Genomic DNA, 23,588 nt, shown 5'->3' with positions numbered 1-23,588 from the left:
GAGGGCCGTCGCACCCGCACGGGTGTGACGGCCCTCAGTGTTTTCCTGGGTGCGTACGGCAGGATGTGCAGCATGCCCAGTGCAGAATCGACGCAAGCGAGCGCCCACGACCCGGGCCCGGTGCGGCCGACCCAGGAGGACGAGGTCGCAGCGGCCGGCAGTGAGCTGATCGGCGGTCCCCTCGGTCGGCATGCCCTGCTCGGGACCTCATGGTGGAGTCCCGTACGGGTGATCGCGCTCGTGGCGATCGGCATGTTCGCTCTCGGGCTGGTCCAGAAGGCGCCCTGCTACAACGGCGCCTGGTTCTTCGGCGCCGGGTCGCAGTACACGCACGCCTGCTACTCGGACATCCCGCACCTCTACCAGGGGCGCGGCTTCGCCGACGGGCTGGTGCCGTACTTCGACAAGCTCCCCGGTGACATGCAGTACCTCGAATACCCGGTGCTGACCGGTGTGTTCATGGAGGTGGCCGCCTGGCTCACGCCGGGTGACGGCAGCATCCAGGACCAGGAGCAGTGGTACTGGATGGTCAACGCCGGGATGCTCATGGCCTGCGCGGCCGTCATCGCCGTCTGCGTGACCCGCACGCACGCCCGGCGTCCCTGGGACGGCCTGCTGCTCGCCCTGGCGCCCGCCTTCGCGCTGACCGCCACCATCAACTGGGACCTGCTGGCGGTCGCCCTGACGGCCGCCGCGATGCTGATGTGGTCGCGGGGCCGCGCCCTCGCCTTCGGTGTCCTGCTGGGCCTCGCCACGGCCGCCAAGCTCTACCCGTTCCTCCTGCTCGGCCCGCTGTTCGTGCTGTGCTGGCGTGCGGGCCGGTGGCGGGAGTACGGGACCGCCGTGGCAGGCGCGGTCGTCGCCTGGGCCGTGGTGAACGGGCCGGTGATGCTCTTCGCCTTCGAGGGCTGGTCGAAGTTCTACACGTTCAGCCAGGAACGCGGCGTCGACTTCGGGTCCTTCTGGCTGATCATGGCGCAGAACTCGTCGGACCCCCTGAGCACCGACACCGTCAACACGCTCGCCACGGTCCTGATGCTGCTGAGCTGCGCGGGCATCGCCGCCCTCACGCTCAGCGCCCCGCGCCGCCCGCGCTTCGCCCAACTGGCCTTCCTGATCGTCGCGGCGTTCATCGTCACCAACAAGGTCTACTCGCCGCAGTACGTCCTGTGGCTGGTGCCCCTGGCCGCCCTCGCCCGGCCGAAGTGGCGGGACTTCCTGATCTGGCAGGCCTGCGAGGTGGCGTACTTCCTGGGCATCTGGATGTACCTCGCGTACACGACCAGCGGGGACGCCCACAAGGGGCTGCCCACCGACGGTTACCACTGGGCCATCGGGCTGCACCTGCTGGGCACGCTGTACCTGTGCGGCGTCGTGGTGCGCGACATCCTCATGCCGGAGCGGGACCCGGTGCGCGTGTCCGGCGACGACGACCCGTCGGGCGGCGTGCTGGACCGCGCCGAGGACGTCTTCGTCCTCGGCCCGGCCGCGCGTCCCGTCCCGTCGGCGGTTCCCTCCGGCGGTGTCCAGGAGGTCGAGTGGGGGACGAAGGGCGCGGAGCCGGTTCCCGGGGACGACGGACGGGCCGCTCCGCACGGCGGCAGGCCGTCCCCGGAGAAGGGCGGGCCGGCCGACGGGCAGACCGGCTGAACAGCCGTTCGCTCAAGGCGAACAGCCGCCCGCCCGGGGACGGGTCGGCCACGGCGGAGCGGACACGAGAAAGGCCGTACACGGGCTCCGTGTACGGCCTTCTTGCCGTCCGCTCCGGGTCCGTCAGCGGTCGACGAGCCGGTCGAACTGGGTGGTGGTGTGCCGCAGATGGGCCACCAGTTCCTCGCCGACCTGCGGCTCCGGGGCGTCGGAGGGCACGAACAGGATCGAGACCTGCATGTGCGGGGGCTCGGCGAACCAGCGCTGCTTGCCGCCCCAGACGAACGGCGAGAGGTTCCGGTTGACCGTGGCCAGGCCGGCGCGGGCGACGCCCTTGGCACGCGGCATGACGCCGTGCATCGCCTTGGGCGCCTCCAGGCCGACCCCGTGCGACGTACCGCCCGCCACGACCACCAGGAAGCCGTCCGAGGCCGCCTTCTGCTGCCGGTAACCGAAGCGCTCGCCCTTGGCGACGCGGGTGACGTCCAGGACCGAGCCGCGGTACTCGGTGGCCTCGTGGTCCCCCAGCCACAGCCGCGTGCCGATGCGGGCACGGAACCGGGTCTGCGGGAACTGCTGCTGCAGCCGCTGGAGTTCGTCGGCCTTGAGGTGGCTGACGAACATCGTGTGCAGCGGCAGCCGGGCGGCGCGCAGGCGGTCCATCCAGCCGATGACCTCCTCGACGGCGTCGGAGCCGTCCGTGCGGTCCAGCGGCAGGTGGATGGCGAAGCCCTCCAGGCGGACGTTCTCTATGGCGGCGTGCAGCTGGGGCAGGTCCTGCTCGCTGATGCCGTGCCGCTTCATCGAGGACATCACCTCGATGACCACGCGGGCCCCCACCAGGCCGTACACGCCGTCGACCGAGGACACCGAGCGCACCACCCGGTCGGGCAGCGGCACCGGCTCCTCGCCCCGCCGGTACGGCGTCAGCACCAGCAGGTCCCCGCTGAAGAAGTCCTTGATCCGCGCGGCCTCGTACGTCGTGCCGACGGCGAGGATGTCCGAGCCCAGCCGGGTGGCCTCCTCGGCCAGCCGCTCGTGCCCGAAGCCGTAGCCGTTGCCCTTGCAGACCGGGACGAGTCCCGGGAACTGCTCCTGCACGTGCTTGTGGTGCGCCCGCCAGCGCGCGGTGTCGACGTAGAGCGTGAGCGCCATGGCCGGACCTGGAACCTTTCTCGTGGCTGCGGTGTAGCAGAGGGAGGGGAGCTGTCGGGAACTGCGCGCGACACCGCCGGCCGTGAACGTACCGGAGCGCCGCGCGCGGTCAGCGGCGCGACATGTAGATGTCGAGCGCCTTGTGCAGGAGCTTGTTCAGCGGGAAGTCCCACTCGCCGAGGTACTCGGCGGCCTGGCCGCCCGTGCCCACCTTGAACTGGATCAGGCCGAAGAGGTGGTCGGTCTCGTCCAGGGAGTCGGAGATGCCGCGCAGGTCGTAGACGGTGGCGCCGAGCGCGTAGGCGTCGCGCAGCATCCGCCACTGCATGGCGTTCGAGGGCCGGACCTCGCGGCCGATGTTGTCGGAGGCGCCGTAGGAGTACCAGACGTGCCCGCCGACGATCAGCATCGTCGCCGCCGACAGGTTCACGCCGTTGTGGCGGGCGAAGTACAGCCGCATGCGGTTGGGGTCCTCGCTGTTGAGGGCCGTCCACATGCGCTGGAAGTAGGACAGGGGGCGGGGCCGGAAGTGGTCGCGCACCGCGGTGATCTCGTACAGCCGCTGCCATTCCTCGAGGTCCTGGTAGCCGCCCTGGACGACCTCGACGCCGGCCTTCTCCGCCTTCTTGATGTTGCGGCGCCACAGCTGGTTGAAGTTCTTGTGGACCTCTTCCAGGGACCGGTTGGCCAGCGGCACCTGGTAGACGTAGCGCGGCTGGACGTCGCCGAAGCCGGCGCCGCCGTCCTCGCCCTGCTGCCAGCCCATGCGGCGCAGCTTGTCGGCGACCTCGAAGGCGCGGGGCTCGATGTGGTCCGCCTCGATGTCGCGCAGGCGCTTGACGTCGGGGTTCTGGATGCCCTGCTTGATGGAGGCGGCCTCCCAGCGGCGGATGATCACCGGCGGGCCCATCTTCACGGAGAAGGCGCCCTGCTGCCTCAGGTGCGCCAGCATCGGCTCGATCCATTCCTGCAGATTCGGCGCGAACCAGTTGATGACCGGGCCCTCGGGCAGGTAGGCGAGGTAGCGCTTGATCTTGGGCAGCTGACGGTAGAGGACCAGACCGACGCCGACGAGCTCGCCGGTTCGGTCGTCGAACCAGCCGAGGTTCTCCGAACGCCACTCCGCCTTGACGTCAGCCCAGGCCGGGACCTGCATGTGGCTCGCCGACGGCAGACTCTGGATGTATGCCAGATGCTGCTCGCGACTGATGGTCCTCAGGGTCAGGCTCATTCGGGGCGCTCCTCGGGCTGGTGTGTCCCCATGGGTACAGGGGCTCCGGCTCTAGCGCCGAAGCCTACTGCGCCTTGTGCGCGCCCCGATTGGGCGTACGGGCCTTCCGGCCCGGCCGGTGGCGGCCGGGGCGCCAGGAGACGGCCCGAGGAGTGTCCTGGCGTAGGTCAGAGACCGCCGAACAGCCCGCCGTGCGCCATGCCGAGGAAGAAGCCGACCGCCGCGGCGCCGAGGCCGATGATCAGGCCGAAGCGTTCGCGGGTCGTCTCCGAGATCCACTGGCCGTACGCGCCCGTGACGATCCCTGCCAGGCCCACCCAGGAGCTCAGCAGGTGCAGGCTGTGGAACATCGCCGTGACGAACGCCGTGATGCCCAGCACCAGGGTCACCGCGAGCAGGGCGTCCTGGCGGGGGTGGGGTTTGCCGTCCGTGGCGAAGAGGCCTCCGGCGGTGTTGGGTCGCATTGCCTGTGCCATAGGGCACCTCCTGCGAAAGTCGGCGCATCGTAGCGCCCTACACACCCGATGTGTACAGATTGACGGCCTACGCGGCCGGATTTCAACCGGAAGCCACCGTGCGGGTACTCTGTACCGTCTGCACCTGTGTCTGCCCGGACAGCACCAGGAACAGTCCGGATCCGTCCGGCCGATCTGGTGGACCGCCGCCCGACCCCGTTGTCAGTGGCGGCTGTTTTACTGACAGGCACGGTTGCGTACGCATCACAACCCTCCTGCCACGGAACGACCGTGGCCGCTGAGTCCAAAGGAGGTGGGTTCCACATGCGTCACTACGAGGTGATGGTCATCCTCGACCCCGACGTCGAGGAGCGCGCTGTCTCCCCGCTGATCGAGAACTTCCTCTCTGTCGTCCGTGACGGCGGCGGAAAGGTCGAGAAGGTCGACACCTGGGGCCGTCGTCGTCTCGCGTACGAGATCAAGAAGAAGCCCGAGGGCATCTACTCGGTCATCGACCTGCAGGCCGAGCCTGCGGTCGTCAAGGAGCTCGACCGCCAGATGAACCTGAACGAGTCGGTCCTCCGGACCAAGGTCCTCCGCCCCGAGACCCACTGAGCTCTTCCGCTCAGTCGGTCCCGGGATTCGAGTAGCAGCACCAGCAGCCAGCAAACCCGCCGAGAGGTTCCCCCATGGCAGGCGAGACCGTCATCACGGTCATCGGCAATCTTGTCGACGACCCCGAGCTGCGCTTCACCCCCTCCGGTGCGGCGGTCGCGAAGTTCCGTGTCGCGTCCACTCCCCGCACCTTCGACCGCCAGACGAACGAGTGGAAGGACGGCGAGAGCCTGTTCCTGACCTGCTCGGTCTGGCGTCAGGCGGCGGAGAACGTCGCCGAGTCGCTCCAGCGAGGCATGCGCGTCATCGTGCAGGGCCGGCTGAAGCAGCGGTCCTACGAGGACCGTGAGGGTGTCAAGCGCACGGTCTACGAGCTGGACGTCGAGGAAGTCGGCCCCAGCCTGCGCAACGCCACGGCCAAGGTCACCAAGACCAGCGGTCGCGGTGGCCAGGGCGGCCAGGGCGGTTACGGCGGCGGTGGCGGCCAGGGTGGCGGCGGCTGGGGCGGCGGCCCCGGCGGCGGCCAGCAGGGCGGCGGCGCTCCGGCCGACGACCCGTGGGCGACCGGCGCTCCCGCCGGTGGCCAGCAGGGCGGCGGCGGCTGGGGCGGCGGCTCCGGCGGCGGTGGCGGCTACTCGGACGAACCCCCCTTCTAGACCTCGGTGCCGGTGCCCGCGGGCCCGGCCCGGGTCGAGGGTGGGTCGTATCCCCACTTCTTGATCACACAGGAGAAACACCATGGCGAAGCCGCCTGTGCGCAAGCCTAAGAAGAAGGTCTGCGCGTTCTGCAAGGACAAGGTCACGTACGTGGACTACAAGGACACGAACATGCTGCGGAAGTTCATTTCCGACCGCGGCAAGATCCGTGCCCGCCGCGTGACCGGCAACTGCACGCAGCACCAGCGTGACGTCGCCACGGCCGTCAAGAACAGCCGTGAGATGGCGCTGCTGCCCTACACGTCCACCGCGCGCTAAGGGAGGGTGACCGACTCATGAAGATCATCCTCACCCACGAGGTCTCCGGCCTCGGTGCCGCGGGCGACGTCGTCGACGTCAAGGACGGTTACGCTCGCAACTACCTGATCCCGCGGAACTTCGCGATCCGCTGGACCAAGGGCGGCGAGAAGGACGTCGAGCAGATCCGTCGTGCTCGCAAGATCCACGAGATCCAGACCATCGAGCAGGCCAACCAGGTGAAGGCCCAGCTCGAGGGCGTCAAGGTCCGCCTGGCCGTTCGTGCCGGCGACGCCGGTCGTCTCTTCGGTTCCGTCACCCAGGCCGACATCGCCTCGGCGATCAAGGCCGCCGGTGGCCCGGAGGTCGACAAGCGCCGTATCGAGGTCACCTCGCCGATCAAGTCGCTCGGTGCCCACGAGACGTCCGTGCGTCTGCACCCCGAGGTTGCCGCCAAGGTCAACATCGAGGTTGTCGCTGCCTGAGTGCTGCCGCACTCGCCGAAGCAGTGAGAGGGGCCGCACCCTGTGGGGTGCGGCCCCTTCCGCGTTGTTCCACGTGAAACCGGCGACAGGTGGCATTCCGCGTGAAACCGGCGGCACCGGTGGTGCGTGCGAAGGGTCAGCGCGTCGCGCCCGTGACGAGCCAGCGCCCCGAGCGGGTGCGCAGCCACAAGGTCACCATCCGTACGGCCATCATCAGCGTCATGGCGGCCCACAGCGCGGTGAGGCCGCCGCCCAGGACGGGAACGAGCAGGGCCACCGGCGTGAACACCGCGAGGGTGACCAGCATCGCCCAGGCCAGGTACGGACCGTCGCCCGCTCCCATGAGGACACCGTCCAGGACGAAGACGATGCCGCAGATCGGCTGTGAGACGGCCACGATCACCAGGGCGAGGAAGGCGGTGTCCTGGACGGCCGGATCGCTGGTGAACAGGGGCAGGAACACCGGCCGGGCGACCACCACCAGAAGGCCGAGGACCGCTCCGACCGCTGTGCCCCACTCCACCATGCGGCGGCACACGGCCCGGGCACCCGGAGCGTCCCCGGCACCGAGGCAGCGCCCGATGATGGCCTGGCCCGCGATGGCGATGGCGTCCAGGGCGAAGGCGAGCAGGCTCCACAGCGTCAGGACGATCTGGTGGGCCGCGATGTCGGCGTCCCCCAGGCGGGCCGCGACGGCCGTGGCGATCATCAGGATCGCCCGCAGGGAGAGGGTACGGACCAGCAGGGGCACTCCCGCCTGCGCGGATGCCCTGATGCCGGCGGCGTCCGGCCGCAGGGAGGCCCCGTGCCGGCGGGCGCCGCGGACGACCACCACGAGGTAGGCCGCGGCCATGCCGCACTGGGCGATGACGGTGCCCCAGGCGGAGCCCGCGATGCCGAGTCCGGCGCCGTAGACGAGCCCGGCGTTGAGGGCGCCGTTGGCCACGAACCCGGCGATGGCGACGTAGAGCGGTGTCTTCGTGTCCTGCAGTCCGCGCAGGACACCGGTCGCGGCGAGCACGATCAGCATGGCCGGTATGCCGAGTGCGGAGATCCGCAGATAGGTGACCGCGTGCGGTGCGGCCGTGTCGGACGCGCCGAAGAGGTCGATCAGCGTGGGCGCCGTGGGCAGGACGACGGCGATGACGGCGGCGCCCAGCAGCAGGGCCAGCCAGATGCCGTCCATCCCCTGCCGGATGGCGGCCGGCAGATCGCCCGCTCCGACCCGGCGGGCGACGGCGGCCGTGGTGGCGTAGGCGAGGAAGACGAAGATGCTGACGGCGGTGGTCAGGAGAGCCGAGGCGATGCCGAGTCCGGCGAGTTGTGCCGTGCCGAGGTGGCCGACGATCGCCGTGTCGGCCATCAGGAAGAGAGGCTCGGCGACGAGCGCTCCGAAGGCCGGAACGGCCAGCGCGACGATCTCACGGTCGTGCTGCCGCCGGGTGGCTCGGGAGGGCGCGGGGGCCTGTGTCATGTGCACCAATCTAATCGTCCACAGGTAAGAGATGCAAAGCTTTTGTGACCCTTACCCGCCGTCTCGCCCCGTGTGCTTTCGAACACCGTCCCCAGGGATCTTGGCCCGACTGGGGAAGTTTTTCTTCTGCACAGCCGGTGGATGTCAAAAGTGCAGGTCAGAAAGGGTTGCGTACGGCAATCGAGGGCTTGTTCACAGGGCTGTCCACTGGGTCGTGCACAGGTTTCGCCGAGTTCTCCACAGCATTGGGGCCGTCGTCCACATGGCCTGTGGATAACCAGATTGGCTGGCGGTGCCGACGGGCCTACGGTGGTCCGGCGCCCGCTCCGTCTGCCGGCTTCCGAAGCACCACGAAACCGCCGGTCAGAACCGGAGACGGGCCTCTCAGTTGTCAGTGCCGTCCCGTAGAACGAAGGGGCACGGCTAGGTCCGCTCGGCGGACGGGAGGAGGTGGCTCGGTGAGCATTTCCGAGCCCTTGGACGACCCGTGGGCCGACAGCGGCCCCAGTGATCGTCTGCCCGCCTCCCGCCGGCGCGGCGACGGTGGCCGGGGCCGCGACGAGCAGCACGACCGCGGCCGGGACAGCGGGTGGGACGGCGGAGGCACGTCGTTCGAGCGGGTGCCGCCGCAGGACATCGAGGCCGAGCAGTCCGTCCTCGGCGGCATGCTGCTGTCGAAGGACGCGATCGCCGACGTCGTCGAGATCCTCAAGGGCCACGACTTCTACAAGCCGGCGCACGAGACGATCTACCAGGCGATCCTCGACATCTACGCGAAGGGCGAGCCGGCCGACCCCATCACCATCGCCGCCGAGCTGACCAAGCGCGGCGAGATCAACAAGGTGGGTGGGGCGGCGTACCTGCACACCCTCGTGCAGACGGTGCCGACGGCGGCGAACGCGGCCTACTACGCCGAGATCGTCCACGAGCGTGCCGTCCTGCGCCGCCTGGTCGAGGCCGGTACGCGCATCACGCAGATGGGGTACGCCGCCGACGACGACGTCGACGAGATCGTCAACCGGGCACAGGCGGAGATCTACGCGGTCACCGAGCAGCGCACCAGCGAGGACTACCTGCCGCTCGGCGACATCATGGAGGGCGCGCTCGACGAGATCGAGGCGATCGGCTCGCGCAGCGGCGAGATGACCGGCGTGCCCACCGGGTTCACGGACTTCGACTCGCTCACCAACGGTCTGCACCCGGGCCAGATGATCGTCATTGCCGCGCGTCCCGCCATGGGCAAGTCGACGCTCGCGCTGGACTTCGCGCGAGCGGCGTCGATCAAGAACAACCTGCCGAGCGTCATCTTCTCCCTGGAGATGGGGCGCAACGAGATCGCGATGCGTCTGCTGTCCGCGGAGGCCCGGGTCGCCCTGCACCACATGCGGTCCGGCACGATGACCGACGAGGACTGGACGCGCCTGGCCCGCCGGATGCCCGACGTCTCGGCCGCCCCGCTCTACATCGACGACTCCCCGAACCTGTCGATGATGGAGATCCGCGCCAAGTGCCGCCGTCTGAAGCAGCGCAACGACCTGAAGCTGGTGGTCATCGACTACCTCCAGCTGATGCAGTCCGGCGGCTCCAAGCGCGCCGAGAGCCGCCAGCAGGAGGTCTCGGACATGTCCCGTAACCTCAAGCTGCTCGCCAAGGAGCTGGAGATCCCGGTGATCGCGCTCTCGCAGCTCAACCGTGGTCCCGAGCAGCGCACCGACAAGAAGCCGATGGTCTCCGACCTGCGCGAGTCCGGCTCCATCGAGCAGGACGCCGACATGGTGATCCTGCTGCACCGCGAGGACGCCTACGAGAAGGAGTCGCCGCGCGCGGGCGAGGCCGACCTGATCGTGGCCAAGCACCGTAACGGCCCGACCGCGACGATCACGGTCGCCTTCCAGGGCCATTACTCGCGGTTCGTGGACATGGCGCAGACCTGACCCGGCCCCGGCGGCGCCACGGACTCGACGCGACGGGCACGGCCGGGTGGACTGGGGCCATGACGACACCTCAGGAAGAACTGCTCCCCGGCACCCGCCGCGCGCTGCTGCACCGGATCGCCGTCGCCCAGGCGGAAGGGCGCGCGCCGTCGCTCGTCGCGACCGTCGTACGGGGCGGGGAGCCCGTGTGGGCGGGTGCGCGGACGTCGGTGGCGGGGCAGGAACCGGACCAGCACGTGCAGTACCGGATCGGCTCGATCACCAAGACCTTCACCGCCGTGCTCGTGCTGCGGCTGCGCGACGAAGGACTGCTCGACCTCGCCGACCCGCTGGAGAAGCACCTGCCGGGCACCGGCGCGGGGGAGGCGACCGTCGCGGAACTCCTCGCGCACACCGGTGGGTTGGCGGCCGAGACGCCCGGGCCGTGGTGGGAGCGGAGTCCCGGCTCCCTGAGGCCGGAGCTCGCCGACGTCCTGGGCGAGCAGCCGCTGCTGCACCCGGCCGGGCGGCGGTTCCACTACTCCAATCCGGGTTACGCCCTGCTCGGCGCGCTCGTCGAGAAACTGCGGGGCGCGCCGTGGGAGGAGGTCCTTCGGCGGGAGGTGCTCGAACCCCTGGGCCTGGAACGGACGGGCGTACGGCCGCAGGCGCCGCACGCCGGTGGCTGGGCGGTGCACCCGTGGGCCGACGTGATGCTGCCCGAGCCGGCCGAGGACCTCGGACGCATGGCACCGGCGGGTCAACTGTGGTCCACCGCCCACGACCTGGCGCGGTTCGCCGCCTTCCTGGTCCGGGGTGACGAGCGGGTGCTGAGTGCCGCGTCCCTGCGCGAGATGCGGACCCCGGCGGCGCCGGTCGAGACGGCGGACGTGGCGAACGGTTACGCCTACTGCCTGGGCCTGGAGATCCGGCACCACGGCGGCCGGACCCTCGTCGGGCACACGGGGTCGCTGCCGGGCTTCCTCGCGTGTCTCGTGATCGGCGAGGCGGACGACGTGGCGGCGGTCGTCCTGGCCAACTGCACCTCCGGGCCGCCGCTGTTCTCGGTCGCCGCTGACCTCGTCCGTATCGTCGCCGAGGCCGAGCCGCGCATTCCCGCGCCGTGGCAGCCGCTGCGTGACGTCGATCCGTCGGTGCTGGAGCTGGCGGGTCAGTGGTACTGGGGGACGTACGGCTTCGCGCTGCGTCTGACGGCCGACGGTCTCGTCTCGCTGGAGCCGTTGTCCGGCACGGGCCGCCGCTCACGGTTCCGGCCGGCCGGCGACGGCACCTGGACCGGGCTGGAGGGCTACTACGCCGGAGAGACCCTGAGAGCCGTACGACGGCCGGACGGGTCCGTGAGCCACCTCGACCTCGGGTCGTTCGTGTTCACGCGTCAGCCGTACGACGAGGGGGCTCCTGTGCCGGGCGGGGTCGATCCCGAGGGATGGCGGGGGATCGGCTGAGCCGGCGGCTCGGCCACGGACGCGCGGTGCCCTGTTTCACGTGGAACAGGGCACCGCGCGTCCTCACAGCGACATCTTGAAACCCACGTGCGAGGCGGTGAAACCGAGCCGCTCGTAGAAGCGGTGGGCGTCGGTGCGGGAGCTGTCGGAGGTCAGCTGGACCAACCGGCAGCCCTGGCGCCGGGATTCCTCGACCGCCCACTCGAGGAGCCGGGTTCCCAGGCCGCTGCCGCGCTCGTCGGCGTGGACGCGCACCCCCTCGATGATCGACCTGGTGGCACCGCGCCGGGACAGCCCGGGAACGATCGTGAGCTGGAGCGTGCCGACGACGCGGTCCTCGCGGACCGCCACGACCAGATGCTGGTGGGGGTCGGCGCTGAGCCGCCGCAGTGCGGCCAGGTACGGGGTGAGGTCGTCCGGTGACTCGCGCAGGGCCCCCAGCGGATCGTCGGCGAGCATGCCGACGATCGCGGGAACGTCGTCGGCGACCGCGGTGCGTATCTCGAGATCTCCCATGACCGCACCCTAGGGGGCACGGCCGGCTGCCCGGAGCAGCCGGCGACAGGGCTTAGGCCGGTACCGGCGCCTTCAGCGTTTCGACCACCCGGACCAGGGGGGCGAGCTCCGGGTTCCCGGCCGCCTCGTCGAGGGCCTCGCGCAGGGCCGTGTCGTTGGTGGGCCGCGCTTCCTGCAGCAGCTTCAGACCCGCCTCGGTGACGTTGGTGTAGATGCCGCGTCGGTCGGTGGGGCACAGGTAGCGCTCCAGGAGCCCGCGGTCCTCGAGCCGGGTGACCAGGCGGGTGGTGGCGCTCTGGCTGAGGACGACCGCGTCGGCGACCTGCTTCATCTGCAGATGGCCCCCGTCGCCGTCGTGCTGGCGGCTGAGCACGTCGAGCAGGGAGTACTCGCGCACGCTCAGGTCGTGCCGGGACTGCAGGGCGCGCTCGATGTGCGCCTCGATCCTCCCGTGCAGCAGGGAGAGGGCGCACCAGCCCTGGGAGAGGGCGGTGAGGGCGGGGTCGGTCGCTGTCATGGGCGTTCCTCCGTCACGGAGCGGCTGACACCAGGGTAGAGCAGTCCCGCAATAGCCGTCGCTTGCATATATCCCGCGTCTGCAATTATTGTGAACGCACGCAAAGCGCTCATGCAATCTTCTGGGAAGGTCTCACCCCCATGCCTCTCGCGCTTCTGGCCCTCGCGATCGGGGCCTTCGGCATCGGCACGACCGAGTTCGTGATCATGGGCTTGCTGCCCGAGGTGGCGAGCGACTTCGGGGTCTCCATCCCGACCGCCGGTTACCTGGTGACCGGCTACGCGCTCGGTGTCGTGCTCGGCGCCCCGCTGATGACGGTCCTCGGCACCAAGGTCTCCCGCAAGCGGATGCTGATGCTGCTGATGGGTCTGTTCATCGCCGGCAACCTCCTCTCCGCCGTCGCCCCCGCCTTCTCCGTCATGCTGATCGGCCGGGTGGTCGCCTCGCTCGCCCACGGCGCCTTCTTCGGCATCGGCTCGGTCGTCGCGGCCGACCTGGTCGCTCCCGACAAGAGGGCCGGAGCCATCGCGATGATGTTCACCGGACTGACGGTCGCCAACGTGGTCGGTGTACCGCTGGGCACCCTCGTCGGGCAGTCCGTCGGCTGGCGCGTCACCTTCGGCATCGTCGCCGCCCTCGGCGTCGTCGGGCTGGCCGGCGTCGCCAGGCTCGTCCCCGACATGCCCAAGCCGGAGGGCGTGCGCCTGCGGCACGAACTGGCCGCCTTCAAGAACGTCCAGGTCCTGCTCGCCATGGCGATGACCGTCCTCGGCTTCGGCGGTGTCTTCGCCGCGATCACCTACATCGCGCCGATGATGACCCACGTGGCCGGTTTCGCCGACGGCTCCGTCACCTGGCTGCTCGTCCTCTTCGGCCTCGGCATGGTCGGCGGCAACCTCGTCGGCGGCCGGTTCGCCGACCGCGCCCTGATGCCCATGCTGTACGTCTCCCTGGGCGCCCTGGCCGTCGTCCTCGCCCTGTTCACCCTGACCGCGCACCACAAGCTGCTCGCGGCCGTGACGATCACCCTGATCGGCGCGCTCGGTTTCGCCACCGTCCCGCCGCTGCAGAAGCGCGTCCTCGACCAGGCCCACGGTGCCCCCACGCTGGCCTCCGCGGTGAACATCGGGGCCTTCAACCTCGGCAACGCCCTGTCCGCCTGGCTCGGCGGGCTCGTGATCGCCGCGGGTCTCGGCTACACCGCCCCCAACTGGGTCGGTGCCGCCCTCGCGGGCGCCGCGCTGGTGCTCGCCTTCCTCTCGGCCGCCCTGGAGCGCCGGGACAGCGCGCCCGGCGCCGTCGTGGCCGGCTCGGTGCCCGCCGAGCGGCGGACCGCCGTCCACCACTGAACCGCACGGCCGGGCGGCTCGGATCAGGGCCGACCCGCACCGCCCGGCTCCCCCCTCATCACCAGCACCACACCACCACCGGATCCAGGAGAACCCCCATGAGCACCACCACCGCCGTCGCCCCGCTGACCGCCCAGGACGCCGAGGTCCTCCTGACCGCGGCGCGGCGTGCCGCCGAGGCCGCCGGAGTCACCGTCAGCGTCACCGTCCTGGACGCCGGCGGCCACCTGCTGGCCTTCAGGCGCGACGACCGCGCCGTGCTGATCTCCGGCGAGACCAGCACCCGCAAGGCGTACACCGCGCTCCAACTGGACGCGCCGACCGCCGACCTCGTCGACGCCGTGCAGCCCGGCGGCCTGTTCCACACCCTGCCCACCGCGCTCGACCGGCCCCTGCTGTTCATCGCGGGCGGCGTCCCGGTCCACCGCGACGGCCGCCTGATCGGCGCGATCGGCGTGGGCGGCGGAGCGCCGGAGCAGGACCACTCCTTCGCCACGGCCGCCGTGGAGGCCCTCGCCTGACGGTGCGCGTGCCAGGCGAACGCCGGTCCCCGTGTTTCCCGGGGACCGGCGTCGTCGTGTCGGCGGCGTGCGTGGCGCCGTGGCTGCGTCAGGGCTGCGCCGGCCGCCGCGCCGCGGACCGGGGAGCACACGTCCGCCGTGCCCGTGACCGGCGGACCACGTCCTCCCGGACGGGTCGCAATTCAGCGCTGCCGGGCGCGGTTCAGCGCTGCCGTGCGCGGTTCACCCCGCATCGGTTCGCTCAGCCCGCCGCGACCGTCACCGGCGCGAAGCGGCGGCGCCAGTCCCCCGGCAACTCCGTGATGCCGTACGTCATCACCGCGTTGAAGGCCACGGACGCCAGACCGCGCTCCTTCGCCCACGCCAGCAGCTCTTCGTGCCGTACGTCGATGTCGGTGCGCAGCGGGCGGTCCGTACGGGCGGCGAGCGAGGTGATGAGGGCCTTCGCCGTGGCGGTGTCACGGGCGATCAGCGGGCCGACCACGTGCGTGTCCATGTTGGGCCAGGCGGCCGCGTATCCGATCAGACGCCCGCCCGCTTCCGCGACGCGCAGCTGGTCGGCGAAGGCCGGCAGCCGGGTGATGACGTGCGTGCGATCCGAGCCGAACACCTCCGCGTCCAGCCGGAGCATCGCGGCGAGGTCCTCCGCCGTCGCCGCGCGGGTGGTGACCTCGGGCTCGGTTCCCCCGGGCGTGAAGTGCCCGCGCAGCATCTCCGCCCGGCCGGTGACCTTGAAGCCGAGCTCCTCGTAGAGCGGCCGGCCGTGGGGCGTCGCGTGCAGGGTCAGGGGTGTGGTGCCCATCGCCGAGACGACGTGGTGCATCAGCCGGCGTCCCACGCCCCGGCGGGCGTGCCGCTCGGCGACCAGCACCATGCCGATGGCCGCCAGGTCGGGGCGCTCCAGCGGCCCGTACTCGGTGATGACACAGGCGGCGACGAGCCCGCCGTCGGGGTCGTCGATGCCGTAGCCCTTCCCGGCTGCGAGGAGGAGGCCCCACTTGTGTTCCTCCCGTGGCCACCCCCGGTTCTCGGACAGGTCGGCGCAGGAGACGAGATCGCGGAGCGTCAGACGGCGGATGGGCAGAGCGGCAAGGGAAGGAGTCGGCACGCAGGTCAGGCTGTCCGACGAGGGCCCTCGTCGTCCACCACTTTCCCCCGAGACGTACGACCTTTTGGCCAGGGAGGACGGCTCCCCACCAAGGCGGGCCGCCGCCGGACGTTTCACGTGAAACACGTCGGAACAGCGGGTGCCCTGCCGCTTCACAGGAGGGGGACAGGGGCTCCCGTCGGCCTCGTACGGACCCTGTGGCGGACCTCGCCGAGGCACAGGGGGCGACGGTCCTCCGGTCGGCGTCCTGGAGGTCCGGGCGGAGCTCGGACGGCGGGGTCCCGGGGCGACTCCCGCACGGACAAGGGTCTGTGGAAAGACTGTGAAGTGGGCTTCCCAGGGCACCAGTTGACGCAACCGAGGGGCCGCGCCGCTCGCTCCTTCCTGACGGGGGAGGGAGGACTTGTCCGCCGGGCGTCGGCCGGTATGGTCGAGTTCGGTTCGCGTGAGGAACGAGGGGGCACTCTCCGCGAGGACCGCACGTGAGCCATGCATGCGCAGACCGACCGCAGGATGTTCGAGGCGAGGCACACCATGGACGCTCCGACCCCCAGGCCGGCCGACAACGGCACGTCCGGCGGAGGGGACGGCTGGTTCACGTCGCCCAGGCCGCCCGCGCCGGCCTCGGACGGTGAGCCCGCGGGGGGCGGCACAGCCAATGAGGACGGCACCCCGCCGGGTGCCGGCGCGCCGGACCCGGAGCGGGAACACACGACCGCGTCGGCGGCCCCCGCCGCACTGGCCCCCGCATGGACGGCCGCGCTCCCGTCACCGCCGCTCTCCCCGGCCGCCCGGCCCTCGGCACTCCGCCCCGTCGCGCCGCCGCCCGCTTCCGCTGCGGCCTCGCGGGGCGGCCCGGGCGTCCCCGCTCAGCGCCTCTCACCCTTCTCGCCAGGCGCCGCACGCGCCGGGGAGGTGTCCGGCGACGCCGTCCTCGTCCGCCGGACCATGGCGCAGATCGCCCCCGTGGCCGACGAGGTCACCTCGTACTTCTACGCGCTCCTCTTCGTCCGCCACCCCGAGCTGCGGTCGCTGTTCCCCGCCGCGATGGACACCCAGCGCGACCGGCTGTTCCGGGCGCTGCTGACGACGGCCGAACACATCGACGACAAGGCCTTCCTGGTCGGCTACCTGGAGAACCTCGGCCGGGGGCACCGCAAGTACGGCACGCGCCCGGAGCACTACCCGGCCGTCGGCGAGTGCCTCATCAGAGCCCTGAGCGCGTACGCCTCCGCCGTCTGGGACGCGGACACGGAGGCCGCCTGGGTCCGGACGTACACCACGATCTCCCAGGTCATGATCGACGCGGCGGCCGCGGACGAACTGCGTGCCCCGGCCTGGTGGCACGCGGAGATCGTCACGCACGAGCTGAGGACCCGCGACGTCGCGGTCGTCACCGTCCGCCCCGACCAGCCCTACCCCTTCCGCGCCGGCCAGTACACGAGCCTGGAAACGCCCTGGTGGCCGCGGATCTGGCGGCACTACTCCTTCGCCTCGGCGCCCCGCTCCGACGGACTGCTCTCGTTCCACGTGAAGGCCGTCCCCACCGGGTGGGTCTCCAACGCGCTGGTACACCGTGCCCGCCCCGGCGACATCATCCGCCTCGGCCCGCCGACCGGTTCCATGACCGTGGACCACACCACCGACAGCGGACTGCTCTGCCTCGGCGGCGGCACCGGCATCGCCCCCGTCAAGGCGCTGATCGAGGAGGTCGCCGAGCACGGCAGGCGCCGGCCGGTGGAGGTGTTCTACGGAGCACGCACCGACCCCGACCTGTACGACATCGACGCCCTGCTCCGGCTGCGGCAGACCCACCCGTGGCTGTCGGTCCGCGCGGTCATCGACCAGCACGCCCACCAGCGGCTCCCGGACGCCCTGCGCGAGTACGGCCCGTGGATCGAGTACGACGCCTACCTCTCGGGCCCGCCCGGCATGATCCGCAGCGGCGTCCACGCCCTCAGGCACGCCGGCATCCCGGCAGAGCGCATACGGCATGACGCGGTGGAGGAACTCGTCGGCGCCGGGAACTGACCCGGCGGGGATCAGCCCAGGTCAGGGGCGTGCATGGCGCGGACTCCCTCGATGTTGCCGTCCAGGTAGTGCCGCAGCGACAGCGGTACGAGGTGGACGGAGGCGATGCCGACCCGGGTGAACGGCACGCGCACGATCTCGTACTCGCCGGCGGGCTCCTCCACCTCGGGGCCGTGCCGCAGCGACGGGTCCATGGACTCCAGCCGGCAGACGAAGAAGTGCTGCACCTTCACGCCGGTCGCGCCGCCGTCCTCACCGATGTGCTCCACGGTGTCCACGAAGCAGGGGACGACGTCGGTGACCTTGGCGCCGAGCTCCTCGTACACCTCGCGGTGCAGGGCGTCGACGACGGTCGGATCGCTCGGTTCGACCCCGCCACCGGGGGTGACCCAGTAGGGGTCCACACCGGGCTTGGTGCGCTTGATCAGGATCAGGTCGTCACCGTCCAGGAGAACGGCGCGGGCGGTGCGCTTGACCACGGGTCGGACGGTCATGGGTGAAATGTGGCCCGGCTGGTTCCACGTGAAACATTCCGGAATGTCACCGTGAGGCGGCCGTGCGTGAGGCCCGCTCCGGCGGACGACGCCCGGGCCGTTTCCTCAGCACCACTCGGCCGCGGCCCGCTGCAACCGCTCGTGGGCGCGGGCGATGTGCGGCAGCGCCAGCGTGCCGGTGCGCACGACCAGGAAGTACGTGCGCAGCGGAGGCACCGCCGGCTCGTGGAGGGCGACGACGTCACCCCGCCGCAGCGCCTCCGCGCACAGATAGCGCGGCAGGACCGCCAGTCCCGCGCCCGCGGCCGCGCAGGTGAGCACCGCGCGCAGGTCGGGGACGACGACGGTGCCCGGGGCGGCCGGGCGGGAGCCGAAGACGGACGCCCAGTAGCGGGACACGAAGGGCAGGGACTCGTGCACCTCGACGACGGGGACGCGGGCGAGGGCCGGGGCCCCGTCCCGGCCGAGCTTCCCGGTGTCGATCTGTTCGGCGCGGGCGGGCGAGGCGACCAGCACGTGCTCCTCGTCGCACAGGGCGGTGCCGGTGAGCAGGGCGCCGCGCGGCCGGGCCGTGCTGACGGCCAGGTCGTGGTGCCCGGCGGCCAGCCCTTCCAGCGTCTCGTCCGCGTTCCCGAAGGAGACACGCAGCGCGAAACCCCGGCCGTCCTGCCCGGTCAGCTCCGTGAGCGCGGGCAGCACGCGCTCGGCGGTGAACTCCGGCGGCCCCGCGAGGTGCAGCGTCCGCAAGGAGGAGTCGTCGTCGAGCCCGGTCTCCGTGATCTCGACCAGGGCGTCGAGGTGCGGGGCGGCCTTGTGGGCGAGTTCGTCGCCGATGGTCGTCGGCGTGACGCCGCGGGCCTGGCGCAGGAACAGAGGGCGGCCCAACTGGCGTTCCAGCGTGCGGATCTGCGAGGTGACGGCCGGCTGCGAGAGGCCGAGCAGGGCGGCGGCACGGGTGAAGGAGCCGGCCCGGTGCACGGTGACGAAGGTCCGCAGCAGGGCCAGATCCACGGCACGCCCTCCCCTCGGCGCGCCCCGCTCCCGGTCCCCCCGGGACGCGCCCGATAAATAAGCCGATGGGCCTCTGCGGCTACTGTGATTGGACACTGACACAGAGTCAACTAGCCTGGTTCGCGCGGTTCTTCGCGCGCGGAACCGAGGGCGGTCCGAGTCCTGAGGGGGGAGACTCGGACCGTCCGCCGCATCGCACCGGAGCGTGCCCAGGGAGCCGCGGCGGGCGCCGCGGGGCAGGGTCAGCCGGCCGACGCGTCCAGGGCCCGCAGCACGTCCGCCACCAGGTCCTCGGCGTCCTCGGCGCCGACCGACAGGCGGATGAAGCCCTCCGGCACCGCGTCGCCGCCCCAGCGCCCGCGCCGCTCGGCCGTGGACCGCACCCCGCCGAAGCTCGTCGCGTCGTCCACCAGCCGCAGCGCGTCCAGGAAGCGGTCGGCCCGCTCCCGCGTGGGAAGCGTGAAGGACACCACGCATCCGTAGCGCCGCATCTGCTGCGAGGCGATCTTGTGCGAGGGGTCGTCGGATAGCCCCGGATAGCGCAGCCCGGTCACCTCCGGGCGCCCGCGCAGCGCTTCGGCGACCGTCAGGGCCGTGGCGCACTGCCGGTCGACCCGCATCTGGAGCGTGGCCAGGGAGCGGTGCGCCAGCCAGGCCTCCATGGGCCCGGGGATCGCGCCCACGATCTTGCGCCAGCGTCGTACGGCGGCCATGGTCCCGGCGTCGCGGCCGGCGACGTAGCCCAGCAGGATGTCGCCGTGGCCGGTGAGCTGCTTGGTGCCGCTGGCCACCGAGAAGTCAGCGCCGAGGTCCAGCGGGCGCTGGCCGAGGGGCGTGGCGAGGGTGTTGTCGACGGCCACCAGGGCGCCCCGCGCGTGCGCCGCCCCGACGAGCCGCCGGACGTCGCACACGTCGAGCCCGGGGTTCGACGGGGTCTCGATCCACAGCAGCTTCGCGCCGTCGAGCACCTCCAGCTGGGCGTCGCCGCCGGTCGGCGCGGTGCGCACCTCGATGCCGTACGCCTCCAGCTGGGCGCGCGCCAGGGGCAGCGCCTGGTAGCCGTCGCTCGGCAGGACGACCGCGTCCCCGGCGCGCAGCTGGGAGAAGAGCACCGAGGAGATCGCGGCCATGCCCGAGGCGAACACCAGCGTCTCGACGTCCTGCCCGGGCGCCTCCAGCTCGCCGATGGCGCGCTCCAGCAGCGTCCAGGTGGGGTTCTCGTCACGGCCGTAGGTGTACGGGCCGGTGGGGTCGCCCGGCAGGTGGAAGTGCGCGGCGAACACGGGGCCCGGCAGGGTCGGCTCGTGCTTGACCGGCTCGGGCAGCCCGGCCCGCACCGCGCGCGTGCCCTCGCCCGCGGCCGGCGCGGCGCGGCGGCCCTCGTCGTCCCCGGTGCCCGTACCGCCGATGTCCTGTGCGTTCATGCCGCCTGCCCTTCCACGTGCTCGCGTACCGCGGCGAGCAGACCGCCGCTCGCCGCCTCCACCATCTCAAGACACTCCGCGAAGCCGTCCGCGCCCCCGTAGTAAGGGTCCGGGACGTCGAGGTCGACACCGGCGGCGGGGTCGTAGGAGCGCAGCAGCCGCACCTTGGCCGCGTCCCGCGGCGTGGGCGCCAGGCGGCGCAGGGACCTGAGGTGCCCGGCGTCCAGGGCGACGACCAGGTCGAGGCGGGCGAACCAGGACGGCCGGAAGCGGCGGGCCGTGTGGTCGAGGGCGTAGCCGTGGTCCTCCAGGACGGCCAGGGTGCGCGGGTCGGCTCCCTCGCCCTCGTGCCAGCCGTCCGTGCCGGCGCTGTCGGCCTCGATCAGGTCGTCGAGCCCGGCCTCCGCCACGCGCGCGCGGAAGACGGCCTCGGCCATCGGGGAACGGCAGATGTTGCCGGTGCAGACGAAGCAGACGCGGTAGGTCACGGTGCTCAGTCCTTGTCGGGCAGGACGACGTTCAGCGCCCAGGAGACGACCGAGATGATCAGGCCGCCCACGACGGCGGTCCAGAAGCCCTCCACGTGGAAGCTGAGGTCCAGGACGTCGGCCAGCCACGAGGTGAGCAGCAGCATCAGCGCGTTCACCACCAGGGTGAACAGGCCGAGCGTGAGGATGAGCAGCGGCAGGCTCAGGAGCTTGACGACCGGCTTGACCAGGACGTTCACCAGGCCGAAGATCAGCGCGACGAGTATCAGGGTGCCGGTCTTCCTGCCCGTGCTGTCACCGGTCAGGGTGATCTTGTCGAGCAGCCACACCGCGACCGCCAGCGCGCCCGCGTTGGCGATCGTCTTGACTAGGAAATTCATCATGTGTCTGATCGTGGCAGACGCGGTCGGACATGAGCAGTGAGTAGGGGCGGACGAGGCGATGAAGGCATTCCGGCTGGACGAACTGGAGGCGGAACGCGCCGCCAACGACGGTGCGTACCTCCAGTTCCTGCGGGAGCGGAACATGTCCGTCGGCCTGTACGCCCTGGACGCGGGCGAGCCCGACCCGCAGAAGCCGCACGACCAGGACGAGGTGTACTTCGTCGTGAGCGGCCGCGCCTCGCTCACGGTCGGCCTGGAGACGACCCAGGTGGCGCGGGGCAGCGTCGTGTACGTCCCGGCGGGCGTCGCCCACAAGTTCCACCACATCAGCGAGGACCTGAGGGTCCTGGTGGTGTTCTCTCCGCCCGAGAGCTGAGCCGCCGCCTCGGGGTTCCCTAAGGGATCGGTCAGGGGAGGACAAGGGGTGCGAGGGCCCCGTCCGGACACCCCTCCGCCCTAGCATCGACAGCGGGGGTCGGAAGATCCCGGACCACTGGAGCGACCCGGCCCGGCGAAGGGCGGAGAGGCAAGGACGAGGGCGATGCGAGAGATCTTCACGGGACTGCCGTGGTGGGTGAAGTGGATCGCGGTGCCGGTCATCGCCCTGGTCGTGTTCGGCGGGCTGATCGCCCACGTGCTCACGTTCGTGATCGGACTGCTCTTCAAGGTGCTGGTGTTCGTGGCGCTGGTGGGCGGACTCATCTACGTCGTACGGAAGTTCACGTCGAGCTCGTCGTCACGAAGCGACTGGTGAGCACCGTGGGGAACCGGTGGGGGTAACAGGAATCACCGGTTCCCTCGCGCGAGGGAAGTTTCCCGAGCGGGCCGTCGGCGCGTGGTGAGGGACGAATAGAGTCCGAAAATCCACGCGGGGGGAGACCCCCGCGAGTGGCGTACACCCCCACCCGTGTCCCGCACGGACTGCCCCCTCGCGCTTCGGGAGTGCCCCTTGGCCACGGCCGACACCGTATCCGTCCCCCTGCACGCCGTCCCCCTCCAGCCCCGCTCGACGGCACCCGCCGCGCCGCAGCCTCCCGGCACCCTCATCGGATCCGTGCAGCGCGCGATGCGCCTGCTGGAGACCGTCGCCCGGCACGAGTACGGCGCCCCCGCCAAGCAGCTGGCCCGCGAGACCGGCCTGGCGCTTCCCACGACCTACCACCTGCTGCGGACCCTCGTGCACGAGGGCTATCTGCACCGCGACAAGGGGCTGTTCTTCCTCGGTGAGGCGACCGAACGGCTGAGCAGCAGCGGAGCACAGCAGAAACGTCGCACCACCGTCGTCGAGGCGTTGGCGCACTGGCGCGACACGCTCGGCGCACCCGTGTACTACGCGGTGTACCGGGAGGGTGAAATCGAGGTCCTGTGCGTCTCGGACACCCCGGGCAATCCCGCGGTCGAGGAGTGGGCCGACTTCCGGGAGACGGGCCACGCGCACGCCATCGGGCAGTGCCTGCTCTCCCAGCTCGACGAGGAGGCCCGCCGCGACCACCTCGCCCGCTACCCCGTCCGGCCCGTCACGCCGTACACCGTGCGCGACGCCCACAGCCTGCTCAGACGCCTGGACCGGATCCGGCGGATGGAACCGGTGATCGAGCGTCAGGAGTACGCCCTCGGCACGGTGTGCGCCGCGATCCCCATCACCGTCGGCACCACGGCGGCCACGATCGCCCTCTCCCTGCCCGTCCACCAGGCCGACCGGCTGCTGCCCGCGGTGCACCGGCTGCAGGAGGAGATGGGCCGGCTGCTGGGCTCGCTTACCCTCTCTATCAGTATCTGAAAACTCACTCCTTGTGATCTGCTGTGTACGTTAAGCAAGATTCCAGGCAAGTTGTCAGGGTTCCATCCCGGCCAGTCACCGGCGAACGACGGGGTAGCGATGCGCGAGTCCGTACAGGCAGAGGTCATGATGAGCTTTCTCGTGTCCGAGGAGCTCTCCTTCCGCATCCCGGTGGAGCTGCGGTACGAGACCTGCGATCCGTATGCCGTGCGCCTGACCTTCCATCTGCCCGGCGACGCCCCGGTGACCTGGGCCTTCGGCAGGGAACTGCTGATCGACGGGGTGGGGCGGCCGTGCGGCGAGGGCGATGTGCGGGTCTCGCCGGTGGAGCCCGACGACCTCACCGAGGTCCTGATCCGCCTCCAGGTCGGCGGCGACCAGGCGCTGTTCCGCTCGTCCACGGCACCGCTCGTGGCCTTCCTGGACCGCACCGACAAGCTGGTGCCGCTGGGCCAGGAGGGGGCACTGGCCGACTTCGACGCGCACCTCGACGAGGCGCTGGACCGCATCCTGGCGGAGCAGGGAGCCGGGTGAAGCGTTACGGCAACCGGGTGGTGTTGGCGTAACG

26 protein-coding genes are annotated in these 23,588 nt (G+C 71.2%); 14 read left to right on the top strand and 12 right to left on the bottom strand.

Annotation, left to right across the window (positions count from 1 at the left end; translation table 11 throughout):
• Nucleotides 1-63: 63 nt before the first annotated feature.
• The gene (locus tag ACIF8T_RS06575; RefSeq protein ID WP_400031844.1) at nucleotides 64-1,650 is read left to right on the top strand and encodes a glycosyltransferase family 87 protein; all 1,587 of its coding nucleotides are present in this window, start codon (nucleotides 64-66) and stop codon (nucleotides 1,648-1,650) included.
• 123 nt (nucleotides 1,651-1,773) lie between these two features.
• Here the strand turns inward: ACIF8T_RS06575 and ACIF8T_RS06570 are convergent, their stop codons facing one another.
• The 3 genes from ACIF8T_RS06570 to ACIF8T_RS06560 all read right to left on the bottom strand — a co-directional run bounded on the left by ACIF8T_RS06570 (nucleotide 1,774) and on the right by ACIF8T_RS06560 (nucleotide 4,512).
• A complete protein-coding gene (locus tag ACIF8T_RS06570) occupies nucleotides 1,774-2,805 on the bottom strand; it encodes an alanine racemase (protein ID WP_400031842.1) in 1,032 nt (343 codons plus the stop codon).
• A gap of 109 nt (nucleotides 2,806-2,914) precedes the next feature.
• A complete protein-coding gene (femX, locus tag ACIF8T_RS06565; RefSeq protein ID WP_400031840.1) occupies nucleotides 2,915-4,036 on the bottom strand; it encodes a peptidoglycan bridge formation glycyltransferase FemX in 1,122 nt (373 codons plus the stop codon).
• A gap of 167 nt (nucleotides 4,037-4,203) precedes the next feature.
• The gene (locus ACIF8T_RS06560) at nucleotides 4,204-4,512 is read right to left on the bottom strand and encodes a hypothetical protein (RefSeq protein ID WP_400031838.1); all 309 of its coding nucleotides are present in this window, start codon (nucleotides 4,510-4,512) and stop codon (nucleotides 4,204-4,206) included.
• 303 nt (nucleotides 4,513-4,815) lie between these two features.
• On the opposite strand from ACIF8T_RS06560, the gene rpsF reads away from it, so the two are divergent.
• From rpsF to rplI, 4 genes are all read left to right on the top strand, one after another.
• On the top strand, nucleotides 4,816-5,106 hold the full coding sequence (rpsF, locus tag ACIF8T_RS06555; protein ID WP_003991486.1) for a 30S ribosomal protein S6: 291 nt from the start codon (nucleotides 4,816-4,818) through the stop codon (nucleotides 5,104-5,106).
• 74 nt (nucleotides 5,107-5,180) lie between these two features.
• Nucleotides 5,181-5,762, top strand: a complete 582-nt coding sequence (locus tag ACIF8T_RS06550) for a single-stranded DNA-binding protein (RefSeq protein WP_400031836.1) — start codon at nucleotides 5,181-5,183, stop codon at nucleotides 5,760-5,762.
• A gap of 82 nt (nucleotides 5,763-5,844) precedes the next feature.
• Nucleotides 5,845-6,081 (top strand): 30S ribosomal protein S18, encoded by a 237-nt coding sequence (gene rpsR / locus ACIF8T_RS06545; protein ID WP_003949403.1) that lies wholly within the window; start codon nucleotides 5,845-5,847, stop codon nucleotides 6,079-6,081.
• Between the two features lie 17 nt (nucleotides 6,082-6,098).
• Nucleotides 6,099-6,545 carry a 50S ribosomal protein L9 gene (gene rplI, locus ACIF8T_RS06540; protein ID WP_400031834.1) on the top strand — a complete coding sequence of 149 codons (447 nt, stop codon included), beginning with the start codon at nucleotides 6,099-6,101 and terminating at the stop codon, nucleotides 6,543-6,545.
• 136 nt (nucleotides 6,546-6,681) lie between these two features.
• Here rplI and ACIF8T_RS06535 read toward each other — a convergent pair whose 3' ends face one another.
• On the bottom strand, nucleotides 6,682-8,019 hold the full coding sequence (locus tag ACIF8T_RS06535) for an MATE family efflux transporter (RefSeq protein WP_400031832.1): 1,338 nt from the start codon (nucleotides 8,017-8,019) through the stop codon (nucleotides 6,682-6,684).
• Between the two features lie 458 nt (nucleotides 8,020-8,477).
• Here ACIF8T_RS06535 and dnaB point away from each other — a divergent pair, with 458 nt between their 5' ends.
• Nucleotides 8,478-9,953, top strand: a complete 1,476-nt coding sequence (gene dnaB / locus ACIF8T_RS06530; protein ID WP_400031830.1) for a replicative DNA helicase — start codon at nucleotides 8,478-8,480, stop codon at nucleotides 9,951-9,953.
• Nucleotides 9,954-10,012: 59 nt separating this feature from the next.
• Nucleotides 10,013-11,398, top strand: coding sequence for a serine hydrolase domain-containing protein (locus ACIF8T_RS06525; protein ID WP_400031828.1), 1,386 nt, complete (start codon nucleotides 10,013-10,015; stop codon nucleotides 11,396-11,398).
• A 63-nt stretch (nucleotides 11,399-11,461) separates the two neighbouring features.
• Here ACIF8T_RS06525 and ACIF8T_RS06520 read toward each other — a convergent pair whose 3' ends face one another.
• Entirely contained in the window at nucleotides 11,462-11,914 is a 453-nt protein-coding gene (locus ACIF8T_RS06520) for a GNAT family N-acetyltransferase (protein ID WP_400031826.1), read from the bottom strand.
• 52 nt (nucleotides 11,915-11,966) lie between these two features.
• Complete coding sequence (locus tag ACIF8T_RS06515) at nucleotides 11,967-12,431, bottom strand: MarR family winged helix-turn-helix transcriptional regulator (protein WP_400031824.1); 465 nt, start codon at nucleotides 12,429-12,431, stop codon at nucleotides 11,967-11,969.
• Between the two features lie 140 nt (nucleotides 12,432-12,571).
• Here ACIF8T_RS06515 and ACIF8T_RS06510 point away from each other — a divergent pair, with 140 nt between their 5' ends.
• A complete protein-coding gene (locus tag ACIF8T_RS06510; protein WP_400031822.1) occupies nucleotides 12,572-13,780 on the top strand; it encodes an MFS transporter in 1,209 nt (402 codons plus the stop codon).
• A 98-nt stretch (nucleotides 13,781-13,878) separates the two neighbouring features.
• The gene (locus tag ACIF8T_RS06505) at nucleotides 13,879-14,301 is read left to right on the top strand and encodes a heme-binding protein (RefSeq protein WP_400031820.1); all 423 of its coding nucleotides are present in this window, start codon (nucleotides 13,879-13,881) and stop codon (nucleotides 14,299-14,301) included.
• Between the two features lie 241 nt (nucleotides 14,302-14,542).
• Here ACIF8T_RS06505 and ACIF8T_RS06500 read toward each other — a convergent pair whose 3' ends face one another.
• Nucleotides 14,543-15,409 (bottom strand): GNAT family N-acetyltransferase, encoded by an 867-nt coding sequence (locus ACIF8T_RS06500; protein WP_400031818.1) that lies wholly within the window; start codon nucleotides 15,407-15,409, stop codon nucleotides 14,543-14,545.
• Between the two features lie 513 nt (nucleotides 15,410-15,922).
• Here ACIF8T_RS06500 and ACIF8T_RS06495 point away from each other — a divergent pair.
• On the top strand, nucleotides 15,923-17,440 hold the full coding sequence (locus ACIF8T_RS06495) for a globin domain-containing protein (RefSeq protein WP_400032351.1): 1,518 nt from the start codon (nucleotides 15,923-15,925) through the stop codon (nucleotides 17,438-17,440).
• Between the two features lie 11 nt (nucleotides 17,441-17,451).
• Here ACIF8T_RS06495 and ACIF8T_RS06490 read toward each other — a convergent pair whose 3' ends face one another.
• The 5 genes from ACIF8T_RS06490 to ACIF8T_RS06470 form a co-directional block, all read right to left on the bottom strand.
• Entirely contained in the window at nucleotides 17,452-17,934 is a 483-nt protein-coding gene (locus tag ACIF8T_RS06490) for an NUDIX domain-containing protein (RefSeq protein WP_400031816.1), read from the bottom strand.
• A 105-nt stretch (nucleotides 17,935-18,039) separates the two neighbouring features.
• Entirely contained in the window at nucleotides 18,040-18,945 is a 906-nt protein-coding gene (locus tag ACIF8T_RS06485) for a LysR family transcriptional regulator (RefSeq protein WP_400031814.1), read from the bottom strand.
• A gap of 242 nt (nucleotides 18,946-19,187) precedes the next feature.
• Nucleotides 19,188-20,369 (bottom strand): cystathionine gamma-lyase, encoded by a 1,182-nt coding sequence (locus tag ACIF8T_RS06480; protein ID WP_400031812.1) that lies wholly within the window; start codon nucleotides 20,367-20,369, stop codon nucleotides 19,188-19,190.
• Nucleotides 20,366-20,857 (bottom strand): low molecular weight protein-tyrosine-phosphatase, encoded by a 492-nt coding sequence (locus tag ACIF8T_RS06475; RefSeq protein WP_400031810.1) that lies wholly within the window; start codon nucleotides 20,855-20,857, stop codon nucleotides 20,366-20,368. Before ACIF8T_RS06475 ends, ACIF8T_RS06480 begins: the two co-directional genes overlap by 4 nt.
• Before the next feature lie 5 nt (nucleotides 20,858-20,862).
• Nucleotides 20,863-21,240 carry a phage holin family protein gene (locus ACIF8T_RS06470; RefSeq protein ID WP_400031808.1) on the bottom strand — a complete coding sequence of 126 codons (378 nt, stop codon included), beginning with the start codon at nucleotides 21,238-21,240 and terminating at the stop codon, nucleotides 20,863-20,865.
• 58 nt (nucleotides 21,241-21,298) lie between these two features.
• Here ACIF8T_RS06470 and ACIF8T_RS06465 point away from each other — a divergent pair, with 58 nt between their 5' ends.
• From ACIF8T_RS06465 to ACIF8T_RS06450, 4 genes are all read left to right on the top strand, one after another.
• Nucleotides 21,299-21,616 (top strand): cupin domain-containing protein, encoded by a 318-nt coding sequence (locus ACIF8T_RS06465; protein WP_400031806.1) that lies wholly within the window; start codon nucleotides 21,299-21,301, stop codon nucleotides 21,614-21,616.
• 165 nt (nucleotides 21,617-21,781) lie between these two features.
• Nucleotides 21,782-21,994, top strand: a complete 213-nt coding sequence (locus tag ACIF8T_RS06460; RefSeq protein WP_400031804.1) for a DUF5326 family protein — start codon at nucleotides 21,782-21,784, stop codon at nucleotides 21,992-21,994.
• A gap of 312 nt (nucleotides 21,995-22,306) precedes the next feature.
• On the top strand, nucleotides 22,307-23,020 hold the full coding sequence (locus tag ACIF8T_RS06455) for an IclR family transcriptional regulator (RefSeq protein WP_400032349.1): 714 nt from the start codon (nucleotides 22,307-22,309) through the stop codon (nucleotides 23,018-23,020).
• 99 nt (nucleotides 23,021-23,119) lie between these two features.
• Nucleotides 23,120-23,554, top strand: coding sequence for an SsgA family sporulation/cell division regulator (locus ACIF8T_RS06450; protein WP_400031802.1), 435 nt, complete (start codon nucleotides 23,120-23,122; stop codon nucleotides 23,552-23,554).
• Nucleotides 23,555-23,588: the final 34 nt, after the last annotated feature.

It is taken from the genome of Streptomyces sp. NPDC085946, from assembly GCF_044540485.1.
Classification (GTDB): Bacteria; Actinomycetota; Actinomycetes; order Streptomycetales; family Streptomycetaceae; genus Streptomyces.
The sequence above is the reverse complement of the archived record's forward strand: the minus strand, read 5'-3'. Positions and strand labels throughout refer to the sequence as shown.